Source organism: Labedella gwakjiensis (assembly GCF_003014675.1).
GTDB classification, from domain to species: domain Bacteria; phylum Actinomycetota; class Actinomycetes; order Actinomycetales; family Microbacteriaceae; genus Labedella; species Labedella gwakjiensis.
The window spans coordinates 2,715,544-2,732,648 of the sequence record NZ_PYAU01000001.1 but is presented as its reverse complement, the minus strand read 5'-3'; the positions used below and the strand labels follow the sequence as shown (position 1 = coordinate 2,732,648).

General features: G+C 68.5%; 16 protein-coding genes. 2 read left to right on the top strand and 14 right to left on the bottom strand.

What is annotated here, in order from left to right:
* From atpA to prmC, 9 genes are all read right to left on the bottom strand, one after another.
* Complete coding sequence (gene atpA, locus CLV49_RS12825) at positions 1-1,638, bottom strand: F0F1 ATP synthase subunit alpha (protein ID WP_106563887.1); 1,638 nt, start codon at positions 1,636-1,638, stop codon at positions 1-3.
* Positions 1,639-1,687: 49 nt separating this feature from the next.
* A complete protein-coding gene (locus CLV49_RS12820; RefSeq protein ID WP_106563886.1) occupies positions 1,688-2,479 on the bottom strand; it encodes a F0F1 ATP synthase subunit delta in 792 nt (263 codons plus the stop codon).
* 6 nt (positions 2,480-2,485) lie between these two features.
* Positions 2,486-3,055, bottom strand: a complete 570-nt coding sequence (locus tag CLV49_RS12815) for a F0F1 ATP synthase subunit B (protein ID WP_106563885.1) — start codon at positions 3,053-3,055, stop codon at positions 2,486-2,488.
* 25 nt (positions 3,056-3,080) lie between these two features.
* A complete protein-coding gene (gene atpE / locus CLV49_RS12810) occupies positions 3,081-3,317 on the bottom strand; it encodes an ATP synthase F0 subunit C (protein ID WP_106563884.1) in 237 nt (78 codons plus the stop codon).
* Positions 3,318-3,379: 62 nt separating this feature from the next.
* Entirely contained in the window at positions 3,380-4,177 is a 798-nt protein-coding gene (atpB, locus tag CLV49_RS12805) for a F0F1 ATP synthase subunit A (protein ID WP_106563883.1), read from the bottom strand.
* A 169-nt stretch (positions 4,178-4,346) separates the two neighbouring features.
* Positions 4,347-4,793 (bottom strand): Cg1360 family ATP-synthase-associated protein, encoded by a 447-nt coding sequence (locus CLV49_RS12800; protein WP_106563882.1) that lies wholly within the window; start codon positions 4,791-4,793, stop codon positions 4,347-4,349.
* Complete coding sequence (locus CLV49_RS12795; protein ID WP_106563881.1) at positions 4,790-6,088, bottom strand: MraY family glycosyltransferase; 1,299 nt, start codon at positions 6,086-6,088, stop codon at positions 4,790-4,792. The genes CLV49_RS12800 and CLV49_RS12795 overlap by 4 nt, the downstream gene beginning before the upstream one ends.
* Positions 6,085-6,765 carry an L-threonylcarbamoyladenylate synthase gene (locus CLV49_RS12790; RefSeq protein WP_106563880.1) on the bottom strand — a complete coding sequence of 227 codons (681 nt, stop codon included), beginning with the start codon at positions 6,763-6,765 and terminating at the stop codon, positions 6,085-6,087. Before CLV49_RS12790 ends, CLV49_RS12795 begins: the two co-directional genes overlap by 4 nt.
* 69 nt (positions 6,766-6,834) lie before the next feature.
* On the bottom strand, positions 6,835-7,707 hold the full coding sequence (gene prmC / locus CLV49_RS12785; RefSeq protein WP_106563879.1) for a peptide chain release factor N(5)-glutamine methyltransferase: 873 nt from the start codon (positions 7,705-7,707) through the stop codon (positions 6,835-6,837).
* 211 nt (positions 7,708-7,918) lie between these two features.
* Between prmC and cysK the strand changes: the two genes are divergently transcribed.
* Together cysK and epsC are read left to right on the top strand one after the other, a co-directional pair.
* Positions 7,919-8,857 (top strand): cysteine synthase A, encoded by a 939-nt coding sequence (gene cysK / locus CLV49_RS12780; protein ID WP_106563878.1) that lies wholly within the window; start codon positions 7,919-7,921, stop codon positions 8,855-8,857.
* Positions 8,858-8,865: 8 nt separating this feature from the next.
* On the top strand, positions 8,866-9,429 hold the full coding sequence (gene epsC / locus CLV49_RS12775; RefSeq protein WP_106565088.1) for a serine O-acetyltransferase EpsC: 564 nt from the start codon (positions 8,866-8,868) through the stop codon (positions 9,427-9,429).
* An 88-nt stretch (positions 9,430-9,517) separates the two neighbouring features.
* On the opposite strand, the gene prfA is transcribed toward epsC, so the two are convergent.
* The 5 genes from prfA to CLV49_RS12750 form a co-directional block, all read right to left on the bottom strand.
* Positions 9,518-10,594, bottom strand: coding sequence for a peptide chain release factor 1 (gene prfA / locus CLV49_RS12770; RefSeq protein ID WP_106563877.1), 1,077 nt, complete (start codon positions 10,592-10,594; stop codon positions 9,518-9,520).
* Positions 10,595-10,691: 97 nt separating this feature from the next.
* Entirely contained in the window at positions 10,692-12,974 is a 2,283-nt protein-coding gene (rho, locus tag CLV49_RS12765) for a transcription termination factor Rho (protein ID WP_106563876.1), read from the bottom strand.
* A gap of 203 nt (positions 12,975-13,177) precedes the next feature.
* The gene (gene thrB / locus CLV49_RS12760; RefSeq protein WP_106563875.1) at positions 13,178-14,113 is read right to left on the bottom strand and encodes a homoserine kinase; all 936 of its coding nucleotides are present in this window, start codon (positions 14,111-14,113) and stop codon (positions 13,178-13,180) included.
* A gap of 55 nt (positions 14,114-14,168) precedes the next feature.
* Positions 14,169-15,506: a homoserine dehydrogenase gene (locus tag CLV49_RS12755; RefSeq protein ID WP_106563874.1), complete on the bottom strand. Its 1,338-nt coding sequence runs from the start codon at positions 15,504-15,506 to the stop codon at positions 14,169-14,171.
* Positions 15,503-17,017: a diaminopimelate decarboxylase family protein gene (locus CLV49_RS12750; protein WP_106563873.1), complete on the bottom strand. Its 1,515-nt coding sequence runs from the start codon at positions 17,015-17,017 to the stop codon at positions 15,503-15,505. Before CLV49_RS12750 ends, CLV49_RS12755 begins: the two co-directional genes overlap by 4 nt.
* Positions 17,018-17,105: the final 88 nt, after the last annotated feature.

Here is a 17,105-nt window from a genome sequence, read left to right as displayed (position 1 = left end):
CTAGCGGCGACCCTTCACGATCTTCTCCTGGCCGACGTTCTCGGCCTCGAGGGAGTCGACGTCCTCCGAACCCGGGTCGCCGATCCCGTGGCCGTCGCCGGCCTGGAACTCGAGGGCGAAGGCGTCGATAGCCTTCTCCATCTCGGCGGTGGTGTCGTCGTCGAGGACGTTCGTCTCGCGGAGCGTGGTGAGCACGTTCGTGTTGCGGCCGAGGTAGTCGAGCATCTCGCGCTCGAAGCGCAGGACGTCCTCGATCGCGATCGAGTCGAGCTTGCCCTTGGTGCCGGCCCAGATCGAGACGACCTGCTCCTCCACGGGGTAGGGCGAGTACTGCGGCTGCTTGAGCAGCTCGGTGAGGCGAGCGCCTCGGGCGAGCTGGCGGCGGCTGGCCGGGTCGAGGTCGGACGCGAACATCGCGAACGCCTCGAGCGAGCGGTACTGGGCGAGCTCGAGCTTGAGCGTTCCCGAGACCTTCTTGATCGACTTGACCTGAGCGTCACCGCCGACTCGAGAGACGGAGATACCCACGTCGACCGCCGGACGCTGGTTGGCGTTGAAGAGGTCGGACTGGAGGAAGATCTGGCCGTCGGTGATCGAGATCACGTTGGTCGGGATATATGCGGAGACGTCGTTCGCCTTCGTCTCGATGATCGGGAGACCCGTCATCGATCCGGCGCCGAGCTCGTCGGAGAGCTTCGCGCAACGCTCGAGCAGGCGGGAGTGCAGGTAGAACACGTCGCCGGGGTACGCCTCGCGGCCCGGCGGGCGACGGAGGAGGAGGGACACGGCGCGGTAGGCCTCTGCCTGCTTCGACAGGTCGTCGAAGATGATGAGGACGTGCTTGCCCTCGTACATCCAGTGCTGACCGATGGCGGAGCCCGTGTACGGAGCGAGGTACTTGAAGCCGGCGGGGTCGGAGGCGGGGGCCGCGACGATCGTCGTGTACTCCATGGCTCCGGCGTCCTCGAGCGCGCCCTTGACGGAGGCGATCGTGGAACCCTTCTGGCCGATGGCGACGTAGATGCAGCGAACCTGCTTGTTCTCGTCGCCCGAGTCCCAGTTGGCCTTCTGGTTGATGATCGTGTCGATCGCGATGGCCGTCTTACCGGTCTGACGGTCGCCGATGATGAGCTGACGCTGGCCGCGGCCGACGGGGATCATGGCGTCGATGGCCTTGATGCCGGTCTGGAGCGGCTCGTGCACCGACTTGCGCTGCATGACGCCGGGCGCCTGGAGCTCGAGGGCACGGCGGCCGCTCGACGCGACCTCTCCGAGGCCGTCGATCGGGTTTCCGAGCGTGTCGACGACGCGACCGAGGTAGCCGTCGCCCACGGGCACGGAGAGGACCTCTCCGGTGCGGGTGACCTCCTGGCCCTCCTCGATTCCGGTGAACTCACCCAGGACGACGACACCGATCTCGTCTTCGTCGAGGTTGAGCGCGAGTCCGAGCGTGCCGTCGCCGAAGCGGATGAGCTCGTTCGCCATGACGCCGGGGAGACCCTCGACGTGGGCGATGCCGTCCGATGCGTTGGTGACGTGGCCGACCTCGGTCGTCGCAGCGCCGGTGGGCTCGTACGACGTGACGAAGTCCTTCAGCGCGTTCCGGATCTCATCCGGGCTGATCGTGAGTTCTGCCATCTTCTTCCCTATCCTGTGGGGTGTTCCCGTGAAATGCCTGCGCTCGGCGTCAGCCGGCGAGTTGTCTTCTGAGCTCGCCCAAACGGGACGAGATGCTGCCGTCGATGACGTCGTCCGCCACCTGGATGCGGAGCCCGCCGACGAGCGACCGATCGACGACTTCGTTGATCGTGAGGTCGCGGCCGTAGCTGCCGGACAGAGCAGAACGGAGCCGCTCGAGCTGCGCGTCGCCGAGGGGCGTCGCGCTCGTGACCGTCGCGACGGTCTGGCCGCGCTGATCCGCCACCACGCGCGCAGCGTGACGGAGGAGCTCGCCGATGCGGCGGCCGCGCGGCTGCTGCACGAGCGAACTGATGATCGTCACCGTTGCGGGCGACGCCTTGCCGTTCAGGAGCTGCTCGACGAGAGCAGCCTTCGCCTCGGGTCGGCCGAGCTTGGAGGCGAGAGCCAGCTCGAGCTCCGCGTCGCTCGAGACCACGCGACCGAACTCGAACAGCTCGGAGGCGATCGATGCCTGGTCGCCCGTCGCGACAGCAGAGGCACGGAGCGCGAGCTCCTCGATCCCCTCGAGCAGGTCGTCGTGGCTCGACCACCGAGCCGACACGAGTGACGTGACGAGCGAACGGGTGGTGTCGCCGGTCTGGGCGAACACCCGCTCGACGATCGCACGCTTCGTGTCGTCCGGAGTCGATGGGTCGGTGAGGAGGCTCCGGAGCTGGAGCGAGCCGCCGACGGCCCGCCCGACCTGGAACAGCTCCGATGCGACCGCGAGGTCGACGGAGCCCGTCGCGTCGAGGACCTGCTTCGACGAGACGAGTGCCTCCCGTGTTGCGCTACCCATGACTGGTCAGTTGTTCCTTGCTGAAGGGCTGGCCTTCTCCGATGCCTCGAGGTCCGCGAGGAAGCGGTCCACGAGAGCTGACGCCTTCGCGTCGTCCGTGAGGGTCTCTCCGATGACGTTGCCTGCGAGGTCGAGCGCGAGCGTTCCGACGTCGCGACGCAGCGACACGACGGCCGCCTGACGCTCTGCCTCGATCTGGGCCTGGGCGCCGGCCTGGACGCGCTGCGCCTCGGCGACGGCCTGATCCTTCGCCTCGGCGACGATCTTCTTGCCGTCCTCACGAGCACCCTCGCGGATGGCCGCTGCCTCCTGCCGTGCCTCGGCGAGCTGAGCGGTGTACTGCTCGAGCGCTGCCTCGGCCTGGCGCTGGGCCTCGTCGGCCTTCGCGATGTTGCCCTCGATAGCTGCCGATCGCGCGTCGAGCAGCTTCTGCATACGCGGAAGGAAGACGCGCCAGAACGCGACGAGGATGATGACGAAGCAGACAGACGACCAGATGATGTCGTAGCTGGCCGGGAAGAGCGGGTTCGGCGCCTCGCCCTCCTCGGCTGCCCTCAGTACTACTGCGTGAAGCACGTTGACTCCTCTACGGGGGGTCGGATCAGGCGCCGAAGATGAAGGCGGTCGCGATACCGATGAAGGCGAGCGCCTCGGTGAAGGCGATACCGATGTACATCAGGACCTGGAGGCGTCCGGCGAGCTCGGGCTGGCGAGCAACACCTTCGATGGTCTTGCCGACGACGATGCCGACGCCGATGGCCGGGCCGATCGCTGCGAGGCCGTAGCCGACCGTCGCGATGCTTCCGGTGATTTCCGCCAGAACGGTGGTGGATTCCACTGTGTTTCCTTTCGTGATGTGAATCAGGCGGTCGCCTGACCCGGTAGAGCGAGCTGAGTCGGTTAGTGCTCGTCAGCGACCGCGAGCTGGATGTAGACCGCGGTGAGGAGGGAGAAGATGTAGGCCTGCAGAACCGCGACGAGCAGCTCGAACAGGGTAAATGCGAGCCCGAAGGCGAGCGTTCCGACGCCGGCGAGGATCCAGCCGCTTCCGAGAGAAAAGATGAAGAACTGGGTGGCCGCAAAGAACAGCACGAGCAGGAGGTGCCCGACGAGCATGTTCATGAGCAGTCGCAGCGCGAGGGTGACGGGCCGCAGCACGAACGCCGAGAGCAGCTCGATCGGCGTGACGATGATGTAGAGGAACCACGGGACGCCCGGGGGGAAGAGCGTGTTCCTGAAGAACGTGCCCGGGTGCTTCTTGATGCCCGCGTAAATGAACGTCACGTATGCCACGAGGGCGAGCACCAGCGGTACGCCGATGACGCTCGTGCCGGCGATGTTCAGCCCCGGGATGATTCCCGTGACGTTCATGAAGAGCACCATGAAGAAGATGGTCGTGAGGATCGGCAGGAACCGCTTGCCGTCCTTCTCTCCCAGGAGATCGAACGCGATGTTGTTGCGGACGAAGTCGAGACCCATCTCGATGACGGACTGGAAGCGGCCGGGCACGACGCGCATGCGGCGTGTGCCGAGCCAGAACACGAGCACCAGGGCGAGGGTTGCGAGCAGCCGGATCGCCATGATGCGGTTCATCTCGAACGGCGTGCCTACGAAGAGGAACGACTCGGGGAAGAACTCGTTGATCGAGGGAGCGTGGAAGCCACCATCATCGGTTGCTGTTGGTACCAGCAGGTGCACAGCGTTTGCTATCAGCGCTATCTCCTGTTTCGGGGCGTGGAGCTCTGCTCTCGCGTCGACGAACGTTCGGAAGACGCCATACCGCGCACACGGCAAAGTGTGGGAAACGGTTGGGGAATCTCCTCTAACTCTATCAATATTCCGGGCGGGTCACGAACCCTGGGCAGATTCAGTCATCGGCATCCGTGTAGGTGGGAAGCTTCACGTCGCTCGCATACGGCATCCGCGACTTCGCGATCACGAAGACGTCGGCGACGAGCGTCGCGAGAGTTCCGACGATGAGACTCACGAACATGATGGGCGTCGAGATCCAGCTCTGATCGCGCAGGACGAAGGCCACAGCGAAGAAGATGACGAACTTCAGGATCCATCCACCCATGACGATGCCGAAGAACACCGGGATATAGACCTCGGAGTCGCGGAAACGGTTCGCGAAGAGGATGCTGCCGGCCGTGAGGCCGAGGAAGCAGGCCGCGATCACGATGCCGAGCACACCGCTCACGAGACCGCGCTGCCCGTCGATCGCGAAGCCCACTCCCCCGGCGACGATCGCGAGGACCACGGCGACGGCACCGCCGTAGATGAGGGTCGAACGGAGAATCGGGTTGGAGCTCATCGGATGTCTTCCTTGGGTTGACCGTCGTGTCTGTCGGCGTCGAGGTTCTCGGCGAATTCGACGACGGCGGCGGGAACGGGGGCGTCGGGGCTGCGATCGTTCGCCGCCTCGTCGAGCGGGTCGAAGGCGGCGATGCCGGCGTGCTCGACCGCACCCTCCGGAGTGGACTGGGCTGCGGTCTCCACCGTCTTGCGGCGACCGAGCGGCGCGAGCGTGACGACGGTGCAGATCACGACGCCCACGATGAGGAACGAGAGCGCGATCGTATACGGCTGGAACACGAAGAACATGAGGCTCGACACCGAGATGACGATCGTCCATGCGTAGAAGATGAGCACGGCCTGGATCTGCGAGTGGCCCATGTCGAGCAGGCGGTGGTGGAGATGGAGCCGATCGGCACTGAACGGTGACTTGCCTGCACGGAGACGCCGCGTGACCGCGAGTCCGAAGTCGAGGAGGGGCACAACGAGAATGGCGAACGGCAGGATGATCGGAATGAACGCACCGATGAGCTGCGTGCGGCCGAAGGCGCTGGGACCCTCGATGAACGCCGGGTCCATCTGACCGGTGATCGCGATGGCGCTCGTCGCCATGAGCAGGCCGACGAGGAGCGCGCCCGCGTCTCCCATGAAGAGCTTCGCCGGGTGCCAGTTGAGCGGGAGGAATCCGGCGCAGACCCCGCACAGGACGGCCGAGATGAGGAGCGAGAGACTGAAGTAGTCCGACGGGCTGATCCGCTGAATCAGCAGGTAGCCGTAGAGGAAGAACACCCCGTTGGCGATGAGGCTCACGCCCGCCACGAGTCCGTCGAGCCCGTCGATGAAGTTGACGGCGTTCATGACCAGGACGATCGCGAAGACCGTCATCGCCACCGACATCCAGCCGGATCCGACGGTGAGTCCGCCGATGGGGAGAGAGTAGATCTGGACGCCGAGCCAGGCGATGAGCCCGGCGGCGAGGAACTGCGCCGCGAGCTTGATCATCCAGTCGAGGTCCCAGATGTCGTCGGCCATGCCGATCACGACGATCATGAACGCGGCCCCGAGGATCGCCCACACCGGGCCGGGATTGGCGAAGATCAGCCGGTAATACGGGTTGAAAGACGCGACGACGAACGCGGCGACCACGCCGAGGAACATCGCGATGCCACCGAGGCGCGGGGTCGGTCGCGTGTGCACGTCACGCGTGCGGATCTCCGGGTAGAGCTTCCACTTGTGCGCAGCGCGCAAGACCGCGAGGCAGAGCACATAGGTGACGATCGCGGCGAACCCGGCGATGAGGACGTACTGGATCATGAGTCGTCGGGCCACCCGCCGCCGGCGAGGGTCGGCCCGAGGACTCGGCGCAGCTCTTCACCCGAGACGGCGCCGTTGCGCAGGATCGTGATCTGGCCGTCGGGGAGGGCGAGCTGCGTCGCATCGATGATCGTCGAGGCCCCGGAGTCGCCGCTCGAGCCGCCGTCGAGGTACACGGACACGCTGTCGCCGAGCATCGCCTCGGCCTCGGCAGCCGTCGTCGCGGCCGGCTGCCCCGTGAGGTTCGCCGAGGAGACGGCGAGAGGGCCGGTCTCCTCGAGGAGTTCGAGGGCGAGGGGGTTCGCCGGCATCCGGAGTGCGACGGTTCCGGCCGTCTCCCCGAGGTCCCACGCGAGCGAGGGCTGCGCCTGCATCACGATCGTGAGCCCGCCTGGCCAGAACTCGGTGACGAGCTCGCGGACGATGTCCGGGAACTCCGCCACGAGGGCCTCGAGCGTCGAGATGCCGGGCACGAGGACAGGCGGCGGCTGGGAGCGGGTGCGGCCCTTCGCGTCGAGCAGGCGCGCGACGGCCTTCGCGTCGAAGGCGTCGGCGGCGACGCCGTAGACCGTGTCGGTGGGGATGACGACGAGCTCACCGTGGCCGATCGCCTGGCGGGCGAGACGCATGCCGGTGAGGAGCTGGGAATCGACGGAGCAGTCGTAGACGCGTGACATCGGGCTCGATTCTACCGACGAGTGCCGTGAGCCCCCTCCACGACCCGGATCATCCCGCATTCCGCCTCGTCAGCGGGTGGCGGAGGTGATGCGGTCGCGCTGCGTGAGATCGCGAAAGGTGGCGGGGGCCGACCATCCGTCGGCGGCGAGGAGGTCGCGGATCGCCTCGCCCTGCAGCTCTCCGTGTTCGATGAGCACCCGTCCGCCCGGACGGAGCAAGCGGAGCGCTGTCGAGGACACGTCGCGCACGACGTCGAGTCCGTCTGCGCCCCCGTAGAGCGCGTGGGCCGGATCGTGCAGTCGCACCTCCGGATCGCGCGGGATAGCCGCGTCCGGCACGTATGGCGGGTTGGACACGACGAGGGAGACGGTGCCGTCGAGGCGTGCGAGGGCGTGCGCGAGGTCGTCGAACACCACGGTCGCGTTCGTCGCCCCCACGGAATCGGCGTTCTGCCGCGCCCACACGAAGGCGTCGACGGAGTTCTCCACCGCGTACACGGTCGACTGCGGCACCTCCGTGGCCATCGACAGCGCGATCGCGCCAGACCCCGTACCGAGGTCGACGGCGATCGGCGACGGCTCGGGCAGCGCGCGCAGCTCGTCGATCGCGTACTGAACGAGCAGCTCCGTCTCCGGGCGGGGCACGAAGACGCCGGGACCCACCGCCAGGCGCAGCGAACGGAAGAAGGCGGTCCCGGTGATGTGCTGGAGGGGCTCCCGGGCGGCCCGGCGCGCGACGAGGTCCTCGAGGTGCTCGGCATCCCGCGCGGAGAGCGTCTTCCCCACGACCATGGCAGCCGCGAGCTCGCCGCGGCCGAGGTCGACGACATGGCCGATCAGGAGCTCGGCATCGACCTCGGGGGTCTGGATGCCGGCGGCGGCGAGGCGCGCGGCGGCGTGGGCGCGCGCAGCGGCGAGGGAGATTTCGGGTGGGGTGTCCATGATGTTCCGACGTGGGGGCGGGGGTCGGTCCTCCAGCCTAACGGCTGCGCCGGGTCGACGGGTCGGCCGCCTTCGACCGGGCGATGGTCACGGACCGGTCGCCGTCCCTGCAACCCCCGCGAGAGACGACGCAATCTTCGACCCACTCGGAGCCCGGCCGTTTAGGCTGAGTCCTGCACTGCATCGACGCACCCACCGACGAAGGACTCCCATGACCGGCACGATCCACTCCGACATCACCGCGGCGTTCGGAAACACCCCGCTCGTCCGCATCAACCGGCTCGCGAGCGACACGGGCGCGACGATCCTCGCGAAGCTCGAGTTCTACAACCCCGGATCGAGTGTGAAGGACCGGCTCGGCGTCGCCATCGTCGACGCGGCCGAGCGCTCCGGCGAGCTGAAGCCCGGCGGGACGATCGTCGAGGGCACGAGCGGCAACACGGGCATCGCCCTCGCGCTCGTCGGCGCGGCTCGGGGTTACAAGGTCGTCCTCACGATGCCCTCGTCGATGAGCCAGGAGCGCCGCGTGCTCCTGCGCGCGTTCGGCGCCGAGCTCGTCCTCACCGACCCGGCGCTCGGCATGAAGGGCGCTGTGGAGAAGGCGAAGGAGATCGTCGAGACCACCCCCGGTGCAATCTGGGCGAAGCAGTTCGCGAACGAGGCGAACGCGGAGATCCACCGTACGACGACCGCCGAGGAGATCTGGCGCGACACCGACGGCGGTGTCGACATCTTCATCGCCGGCGTCGGAACGGGCGGCACCATCACAGGAGTCGGCCAGGTGCTCAAGGAGCGGAAGCCCGGCGTGCAGATCGTCGCCGTCGAGCCCATCGACTCCCCCATCCTCAACGGCGGCAAGCCCGGCCCGCACAAGATCCAGGGCATCGGTGCCAACTTCGTGCCGGAGGTGCTCGACACCACCGTCTACGACGAGGTCGTCGACGTCTCGTTCGACGACGCGATCGCCGTGGCCAAGGACATGGCGTCACAGGAGGGCATCCTCGCGGGCGTCTCGTCCGGCGCGATCATGTGGGCGGCGATCGAGCTGGCCAAGCGACCGGAGAACGCCGGCAAGACGATCGTCGCGATCGTGTGCGACACCGGCGAGCGCTACATCTCGACGCCGCTGTGGGCCGGACTCGCCGACTGAGCTCCCCCGTGTCTCTGCTCTCCCGGCTGCGCGAGGACATCACGTCGGCGCGGGTCCACGACCCTGCCGCGCGCAGCTCCCTGGAGATCGTGCTCGGCTATTCCGGCCTGCACGCGATCTGGGCGCATCGGATGAATGCGCGACTGTGGCGCCGTGGATTCCGCCTTCCGGCGCGCCTCGGCTCGCAGTTCGTCCGGTTCCTCACGGGGATCGAGATCCACCCGGGGGCCACGATCGGCCGTCGCTTCTTCATCGACCACGGGATGGGTGTCGTGATCGGCGAGACGGCGGAGGTCGGCGACGACGTGATGCTCTACCACGGCGTGACGCTCGGCGGGAAGAGCCGCGGGCGCGGCAAGCGTCACCCGACCCTCGGCGACGGAGTGCAGGTGGGCGCCGGCGCGAAGATCCTCGGGCCGATCGTCGTGGGTCACGGCAGCATCGTCGGGGCGAACGCGGTGGTGACGAAGGATGCTCCCCCGGACTCGCTCCTCATCGGCGTCCCGGCCAGAGCGCGCCCTCGCGGCACCGCCGCCTCCCACGGCCTCCCGACCCCCGAGTACCTCATCTAATGCCCCAAAAAAATTTCGATACAGCACGAAAACACATGCTGTATCGAAATCTTTTTGGGGTCTAGAGGGGTCTAGGGGGTGGGAGGGGTCAGGCGTCGGCTACGGCGGAGAGGCGAGCCTCCTCGTCGGCCTCGATCGCCGATGAGATGAGCGGGTCCAGGGCACCGTTCATGACCGCGTCGAGGTTATACGCCTTGTACCCGGTGCGGTGGTCCGCGATGCGGTTCTCCGGGAAGTTGTACGTGCGGATGCGCTCCGAACGGTCCATCGTGCGGATCTGGCTCTTGCGTGCCGCGCTGTCGAGCTCGGCCTGCTCCTCCTGACGACGCGCGAGGATACGCGCGCGCAGCACGCGCATACCGGCCTCGCGGTTCTGCAGCTGGCTCTTCTCGTTCTGCATCGAGACGACGATGCCCGTCGGAAGGTGCGTGATGCGCACGGCGGAGTCCGTGGTGTTCACGGACTGACCGCCGGGACCGCTCGACCGGTACACGTCGATCTTGAGGTCGTTCTGGTTGATGTCGACCTCCTCCGGCTCGTCCACCTCGGGGAAGACGAGCACGCCAGTCGTCGAGGTGTGGATGCGCCCCTGCGACTCCGTGACGGGTACACGCTGGACACGGTGCACTCCGCCTTCATACTTCAGGTGAGCCCACACGCCCTGCGACGGGTCGCTCGCGTTCGACTTGATCGCCACCTGCACGTCCTTGTAGCCGCCGAGGTCGCTCTCCGTGCGCTCGAGGAGCTCCGTCTTCCACCCCTTGGACTCGGCGTAGTGCAGGTACATGCGGAGGAGGTCCGCCGCGAAGAGCGCGCTCTCCGCGCCACCTTCGCCGCCCTTGATCTCCATGATCACGTCGCGGCCGTCGTCGGGGTCGCGCGGGATGAGGAGGCGGCGCAGCTTCTCCTGCGACGACTGCAGGTGCTCCTCGAGCACCGGCACCTCGTCGGCGAAGGCCTCGTCCTCCTTGGCGAGCTCGCGAGCTGCGTCGAGGTCGTCCTTCGCCTGGATCCAGGCGGCTTCGGCCGCGACGATGCGGGAGAGCTCGGCGTAGCGGCGGTTGACGCGCTTCGAGCGAGCGGGATCCGCATGCAGCGCGGGGTCGGCGAGCTCGTCCTGCAGTTCCTTGTGCTCCTTCTTGAGCACCTCGACCGATTCGAACATGTGACTTCCTCCTGAAGAACCCTACGCGGAAAGCGACGAACCCACCCGGGCGTCGAGGCTCGTGCCTCGACGGATCCGGGTGGGTTCGGTGATGTCGCTAGCGGTGGTCGCGCTCGTGACCGTGGCTGTGGCCGTTGGCCGCGGGCTGCGGCATCGACTTCTGCATCTGGACGAGGAACTCGACGTTGGAGCTCGTCTCCTTGAGCTTGCCGAGGACGACCTCGAGAGCCTGCTGCTGGTCGAGGCCGGCGAGGGCACGACGCAGCTTCCAAGTGATCTTGACCTCGTCGTTCGAGAGGAGCATCTCCTCGCGACGCGTGGACGACGCGTTCACGTCGACGGCCGGGAAGATCCGCTTGTCGGCGAGCTGACGCGAGAGGCGCAGCTCCGAGTTGCCGGTGCCCTTGAACTCCTCGAAGATGACCTCGTCCATCTTGGACCCGGTCTCCACGAGCGCCGTCGCGAGGATGGTGAGCGATCCGCCGTTCTCGATGTTGCGCGCGGCTCCGAAGAAGCGCTTCGGCGGGTACAGCGCCGAGGCGTCCACGCCGCCGGAGAGGATGCGCCCGGACGCCGGAGCGGCCAGGTTGTACGCACGACCCAGGCGGGTGATCGAGTCGAGCAGCACGACGACGTCGTGACCGAGCTCCACGAGGCGCTTCGCACGCTCGATGGCGAGCTCGGCGACCGTGGTGTGGTCCTCCGCGGGGCGGTCGAAGGTGGAGGCGATGACCTCGCCCTTCACCGTGCGCTGCATGTCGGTGACCTCTTCGGGGCGCTCGTCGACGAGAACGACCATGAGGTGGACCTCGGGGTTGTTGATCGAGATCGCGTTGGCGATCTGCTGCAGCACGATCGTCTTGCCGGCCTTCGGGGGCGCGACGATGAGGCCACGCTGGCCCTTTCCGATCGGTGCGACGAGGTCGATGATGCGCTGCGTGAGCTTGCCCTGCTCCGTCTCGAGGCGCAGGCGCTCCTGCGGGTAGAGCGGGGTGAGCTTGCCGAACTCGACACGCGTGCCGGCCTCGTCGACGGGCTGGCCGTTGACGCTGTCGACCTTGACGATCGCGTTGTACTTCTGACGAGCGTTGTTCTCGCCCTCACGCGGCTGGCGGATGGCGCCGACGACGGCGTCGCCCTTGCGCAGGTTGTACTTCTTGACCTGACCGAGGGACACGTAGACGTCATTCGTGCCCGGCAGGTAGCCGGAGGTGCGCACGAAGGCGTAGTTGTCGAGCACGTCGAGGATGCCCGCGACGGGGATCAGGACGTCGTCCTCGGAGATCTCGGGCTCGGCGTCCTCGCCACCGCGACGCTTGCGGTCGCGGTAACGCCCGCGGCCGCGGCCCTCGGCGTCGTCCTGCTGCTGTTGCTGCTGCGAGTTGCCGCGGCCGCCCTGCTGGGGGTTCTTGTCGCGACCCTGCTGCTCGTTCTGACCACCCTGGCCGCGCTCGTTCTGCGGCTTGTCGGCCTGAGCGTTCTGGCCCTGAGCGTTCTGGCCCTGGCCGTTCTGGTTGCCCTGGCCGTTCTGGTTCTGGGCGTTCTGGTTCTGGGCGTTCTGGTCGCCGCCGCGGTTGCGGCTGCGTCCGCGCGAGCGTCCCTGACGGGGCTGCTGCTCCTCGCCGTCGTTCTGCTCGGCGCGCTCGGCGGGCTGAGCGTCCTGCTCGGGCTGCTCGTCTGCCTGCTGCTGGTCCTGCTGCTCGTCGGAGGAGTTGCGACGGCCTCGTCCGCGACGGTTGCCGCGCTTGTTCTGACGCTCGCGACCCTCGCCGCCGTTCTGCTGCTCGCCGTTCTCGGACGACGCGTCGCCCTGCTCGGCGGGAGCGTCCGTCGTCGCCGGGGCGGCGTCGGCGGTCGTGGTCTCGGGGGTCCCGGCGTCGAACGACGGGGTCTCGACGGCCTGCTCGGCGGGAGCCGCCGGGATCTGAGCCGGCTGATCGGCGTTCACGTGGCCGGCGGCGGCGACGGCGCCACGCTCGACGTCCGCGCTCGTCGCGCGGCGCGAACCGCGGCGACGGCCGGTGGTGGGGGCCGTCACGGCCTCGACCGGAGCGGAGGATGCGGCGGGTGCTGCCTCGGCCTGCGCCTCGGAGGCGTTCGCTTCATCGACGTCCACCTCGGTGGCGACGCCGGCGGTGGCGAGGCTCGCCTCCGTCGGGGCTGCCTGCTCGGCGACTGCCGGCTCGGTGGCCGGCGACTCGGAGCCCGATTCGGACTGGGCCGCAGCGGCGTTGATCGCCTCGACGAGCTCGCCCTTGCGGAGCTTGGATGCATCGGAGATGCCCCATTCGGCGGCCAACTGCTTGAGTTCGGCGACCTTGAGGGATCCGATTGCGACACTGTTGTCCGCGATACGTTCGCGGAGACTGACGTCTGACACTGGAGATTTTTCCTTTCTCCTACGGTGTGGTCGATGACCACGAGAGGAGAGCCGTTCGCCGGTGAAACGGCCCGGCGTCGGCCTGGAGAGAGCACTGCCTCTCGAAGCACGCTGCCGGGATGTCCGCGCAAGAGGGCGCGGGCGCATCGACCAGAGCGAAGGTGATGAGTGAGTGGAATCGATCCGAGCGGGTGATTCGCGTGCTAGACGGTATCGCCCGGGATCAATTCAACTGTAGCACCCTTGACGTCGACGGCCAGCATGAGCGGAGCCCAGTGCGAACCAGCGTGTCGCGCGATAAGATCCGCAGCCTCGAGCCGCTCCCCCGCGCCGTTGGCGAGGACGAGCACCGAGGGACCCGCGCCGGAGACGACGGCCGGCAGCCCGTGTTCGCGGAGCAGCGCGACGGCGCTCGCGGTCTCCGGCATGGCGGACGCGCGGTAGCTCTGGTGGAGTTTGTCCTCGGTGGCCGCGAACAGGAGCTCGGGGCTCTGGGTGAGCGCGGCGATGAGGAGCGCCGACCGAGACACGTTGAAGACGGCGTCCTCGTGCGGCACGTGTTCCGGCTGCAGTCCACGGGCGACCTTCGTGGAAAGCGTGGTCTCGGGCACGAGGATGAGCGGCGAGACGCTGCGGTGCACGAGGAGCGTCTTCTGCGCGGGACCCGAGCTCGTGGTCCACGCGATCGCGAGGCCGCCGAAGAGCGCGGGCGCGACGTTGTCGGGGTGGCCCTCGATCTCGGTGGCGAGCCGCAGGAGGGTCTCGTCGTCGACGTCGACGGTGCCCTCGAGCAGTCCCTTCGCCGCCACGATCCCCGAGACCACGGCCGCGCCGGACGACCCCATGCCGCGACCGTGAGGGATGGTGTTGCGCGCGCGGAGGTCGAGACCGGGGACCTCGTCGATCCCCATGGCCTTCAGCGCGTAGAGAAGGGAGGACGCGACGAGGTTGGTCTCGTCGGTGGGCACCTGTCCGGCACCGACCCCCTCGACGGTGACGCGAACGCCCGGTCGATCGACGGCCTCGACGACGAGTTCGTCGTACACCGACAATGCGAGGCCGAGGGTGTCGAATCCGGGACCGAGGTTGGCCGTGGTCGCCGGCACCCGGACGGCGACGCGGCGGCCGACGAGGCTCACGCCGACGCCTCCGCCCGCAGGCTGTGCGCGATTCCGCGCCCCTGCACCATCACCGTCAGGCCCCTTCGATTCGGAGGACGCTGCGCACCGACGCGACGGCGCCTGACGCGGAGAGAGCCTCGACCGCAGCCGCGAGAGCGGCGTCGCGGGCGGTGTGGGTTCCGATCACGAGGGTGGCCGTGCCGCCGTCGGCCTCGGTGGCCAGGCCATCGGCCGTGACGGCGCCGTTGGCGGTCTGCCGCAGGGTCTCCACCGACACCCCGCGGTCGGCGAGGATGCCCGCGAGCTCGGCGAGCACACCGGGACGATCCTCGACGTCGAGGCTGATGCGGTACCGGGTCTGCGCCGCCCCGATGGGGAGGACGGCGAGGTCGGCCGCGACGGACTCGCCCACGCCCACACCGCCGGCGATGTGCCGCCGCGCGATGGAGACGATGTCGCCGAGCACGGCTGAAGCGGTCTGCACTCCCCCGGCCCCGGCGCCGTAGAACATGAGCGGACCGGCAGCCTCGGCCTCGACGAACACCGCGTTGTTGCCGCCGTAGACGGTGGCGAGCGGGTGGTCTCGTCGGACGAGAGCCGGATGCACGCGCGCCGAGACGCCCTCGAGTCCGTCCTCGTCGGTGATGCGCTCGGCGATGGCGAGCAGCTTGATGACGAAGCCGGCCTCTCGCGCCGACTCCACGTCGGCGAGGGTGATCGCAGAGATGCCCTCGCGGTGGACGGCCGCGGCGGGGACCGAGGTGTGGAAGGCGAGACCGGCGAGGATCGCGGCCTTCTGGGCGGCATCGAAGCCCTCGACGTCGAGCGTCGGGTCGGCCTCCAGATAGCCGAGCTCGAGGGCCACCCGCTGGGCATCCTCCATGCTGTCGCCGAAGCGGTCCATCCGGTCGAGGATGTAGTTGGTGCTGCCGTTCACGATCGCAAGAATGCGTTCGACGTGGTCGCCCGCGAGGCTGTCGCGCAGGGGGCGGATGATCGGGATGGCGGCCGCGACGGCGGCCTCGTAGTACACCTCGGCGCCCACCTGGGCGGCGGCGGCGAAGATCTCGGCGCCGTGCTCGGCGAGGAGCGCCTTGTTGCCCGTGACCACGTCGGCCCCCGAGCCGATGGCCGCGAGGATGTACGACTTCGCCGGCTCGATGCCGCCCATGAGTTCGACGACGATGTCGGCGCCCTGGATGAGCGTCTCAGCATCGGTCGTGAGGAGCTCCGCGGGGAGGTTGACGGAGCGCGTAGCGGTCACGTCGCGCACGGCGATGCCGACGAGGTCGATGGGCACTCCGGCCCTCGCGGCCAGTTCGTCGTGGTGTTCGAGCAGCAGGCGTGCCACCTGCGCGCCCACCGTTCCCGCCCCGAGCAGGGCCACTCGGAGGCTGCGGGTCTCGCTCATCGTGCATCCAATCCGGCGTCGCGCGCCAACAGCTGGTCTTCGGTCTCTCCGCGCACGAGGATCCGCGCTCGTCCGTCGCGCACGGCGACGACGGGCGGCCTGGTGAGGAAGTTGTAGTTGCTCGCGAGCGAGAAGCAGTAGGCGCCCGTCGCCGGCACGGCCACGAGGTCTCCTGGGCTCACATCGGCCGGGAGGTAGTCGGCGTTCACGACGATGTCGCCCGACTCGCAGTGCTTTCCGGCGAGGCGTACGAGCTGCGGCCCGGATGCCGAGGCCCGGCCCACGACGCGCACCGTGTAGTCCGCGCCGTAGAGGGACGGGCGAGCGTTGTCGCTCATGCCCCCGTCGACACTCACGTAGCGTCGGACGGCGCTGCTTCCGACCGCCTCGGTGTCGGGAACCGCCGCTGCCGCTCCGTCTGTCGCACCCTCGGCTCCGGCGCCGGTACCGAGGTCGGGGTCGACGCCGACCTCGACCGTGACGTCCTTCGTGGTGCCGACCGTGTAGAGCGTGACGCCGGCGCCGCCGATGATGGAGCGCCCGGGTTCGAACGCGAGCGCGGGCACGGGGATGCCGAGCTCCGAACACGTGGCCGCGACGGTCTCGGCGATCTGCGCCGCGATGGTCTCGATGGGTGTGGGGCGATCGGCCGCCGTGTAGGCGATGCCGAAACCGCCTCCGAGGTTGAGCGTGGGGACGGGTCCGCCCTCGAGCAACCGCGCGTGCACCGCGAGGAGACGATGAGCCGACTCGGAGAAGCCGCCGGCGTCGAAGATCTGCGAACCGATGTGGCAGTGCAGGCCGACGAAGTCGAGCGAGGCATGGGAGCGGATGGCCGCGACGGCACTCTCGGCGGCCTCGAGTGTGAGGCCGAACTTCTGGTCCTCGTGGGCGGTGGCGAGGAAGTCGTGCGTCTGAGCGTGCACGCCGGAGTTGATGCGGAGGCGGACACCCTGCCGCACGCCGTGCCGCTCGGCTGCAGCCGCGACGCGCTCGATCTCCTGGAGGCTGTCGAGCACGATCGTGCCGACCCCACTCGTGACGGCGCGCTCGATCTCGGTCTGCGACTTGTTGTTGCCGTGGAAGCCGATGCGGGCGGGCGGCGCCCCCGCGGCGAGCGCGAGGGCGAGTTCGCCGCCCGAGCACACGTCGACGCCGAGCCCCGCCTCGAGCATCCACCGCACGACGTCGGCCGAGAGGAACGCCTTGCCGGCGTAGTAGCAGCCGGCGCTCGATCCGATCGACGTCATCGCGTCGTTCAGCGCGGTGGAGATGCGCGCGGCGTTGGCGCGCGCGCTGGATTCGTCGACCACGTACAGCGGGGTGCCGAACGATGCGGCCAGGTCGGTGACGGCGACTCCGGCGATCTCGACGACCCCGTCGTCGCGCCGCGAGGCCTCCTGCGGCCACACGCCGTCGACGAGATCATTCACGTCGGCCGGGACGTCGAGCCAGGCCGGCGCGAGCGGATTCGGGCCGCCCGCAGCGGGGGCGTGCTGTGCTGAGACCACGAGAGATGCCTGTCGGTGGAGAGAACTGTCGGTGGAGGGAGCTGTCGGGTGGAAACGAGGTGGAGAGAGAGGACGATCGGGTTTCGGG

Excerpts from the sequence above, each read along its gene's own strand:
- CLV49_RS12795 (WP_106563881.1), bottom strand. The coding sequence starts at position 6,088 with ATGATCCAGTACGTCCTCATCGCCGGGTTCGCCGCGATCGTCACCTAT.
- CLV49_RS12820 (WP_106563886.1), bottom strand. The coding sequence starts at position 2,479 with ATGGGTAGCGCAACACGGGAGGCACTCGTCTCGTCGAAGCAGGTCCTC.
- prmC (WP_106563879.1), bottom strand. The coding sequence starts at position 7,707 with ATGGACACCCCACCCGAAATCTCCCTCGCCGCTGCGCGCGCCCACGCC.
- CLV49_RS12800 (WP_106563882.1), bottom strand. The coding sequence starts at position 4,793 with ATGAGCTCCAACCCGATTCTCCGTTCGACCCTCATCTACGGCGGTGCC.
- CLV49_RS12755 (WP_106563874.1), bottom strand. The coding sequence starts at position 15,506 with ATGAGCGAGACCCGCAGCCTCCGAGTGGCCCTGCTCGGGGCGGGAACG.
- atpA (WP_106563887.1), bottom strand. The coding sequence starts at position 1,638 with ATGGCAGAACTCACGATCAGCCCGGATGAGATCCGGAACGCGCTGAAG.
- prfA (WP_106563877.1), bottom strand. The coding sequence starts at position 10,594 with ATGTTCGAATCGGTCGAGGTGCTCAAGAAGGAGCACAAGGAACTGCAG.
- CLV49_RS12790 (WP_106563880.1), bottom strand. The coding sequence starts at position 6,765 with ATGTCACGCGTCTACGACTGCTCCGTCGATTCCCAGCTCCTCACCGGC.
- cysK (WP_106563878.1), top strand. The coding sequence starts at position 7,919 with ATGACCGGCACGATCCACTCCGACATCACCGCGGCGTTCGGAAACACC.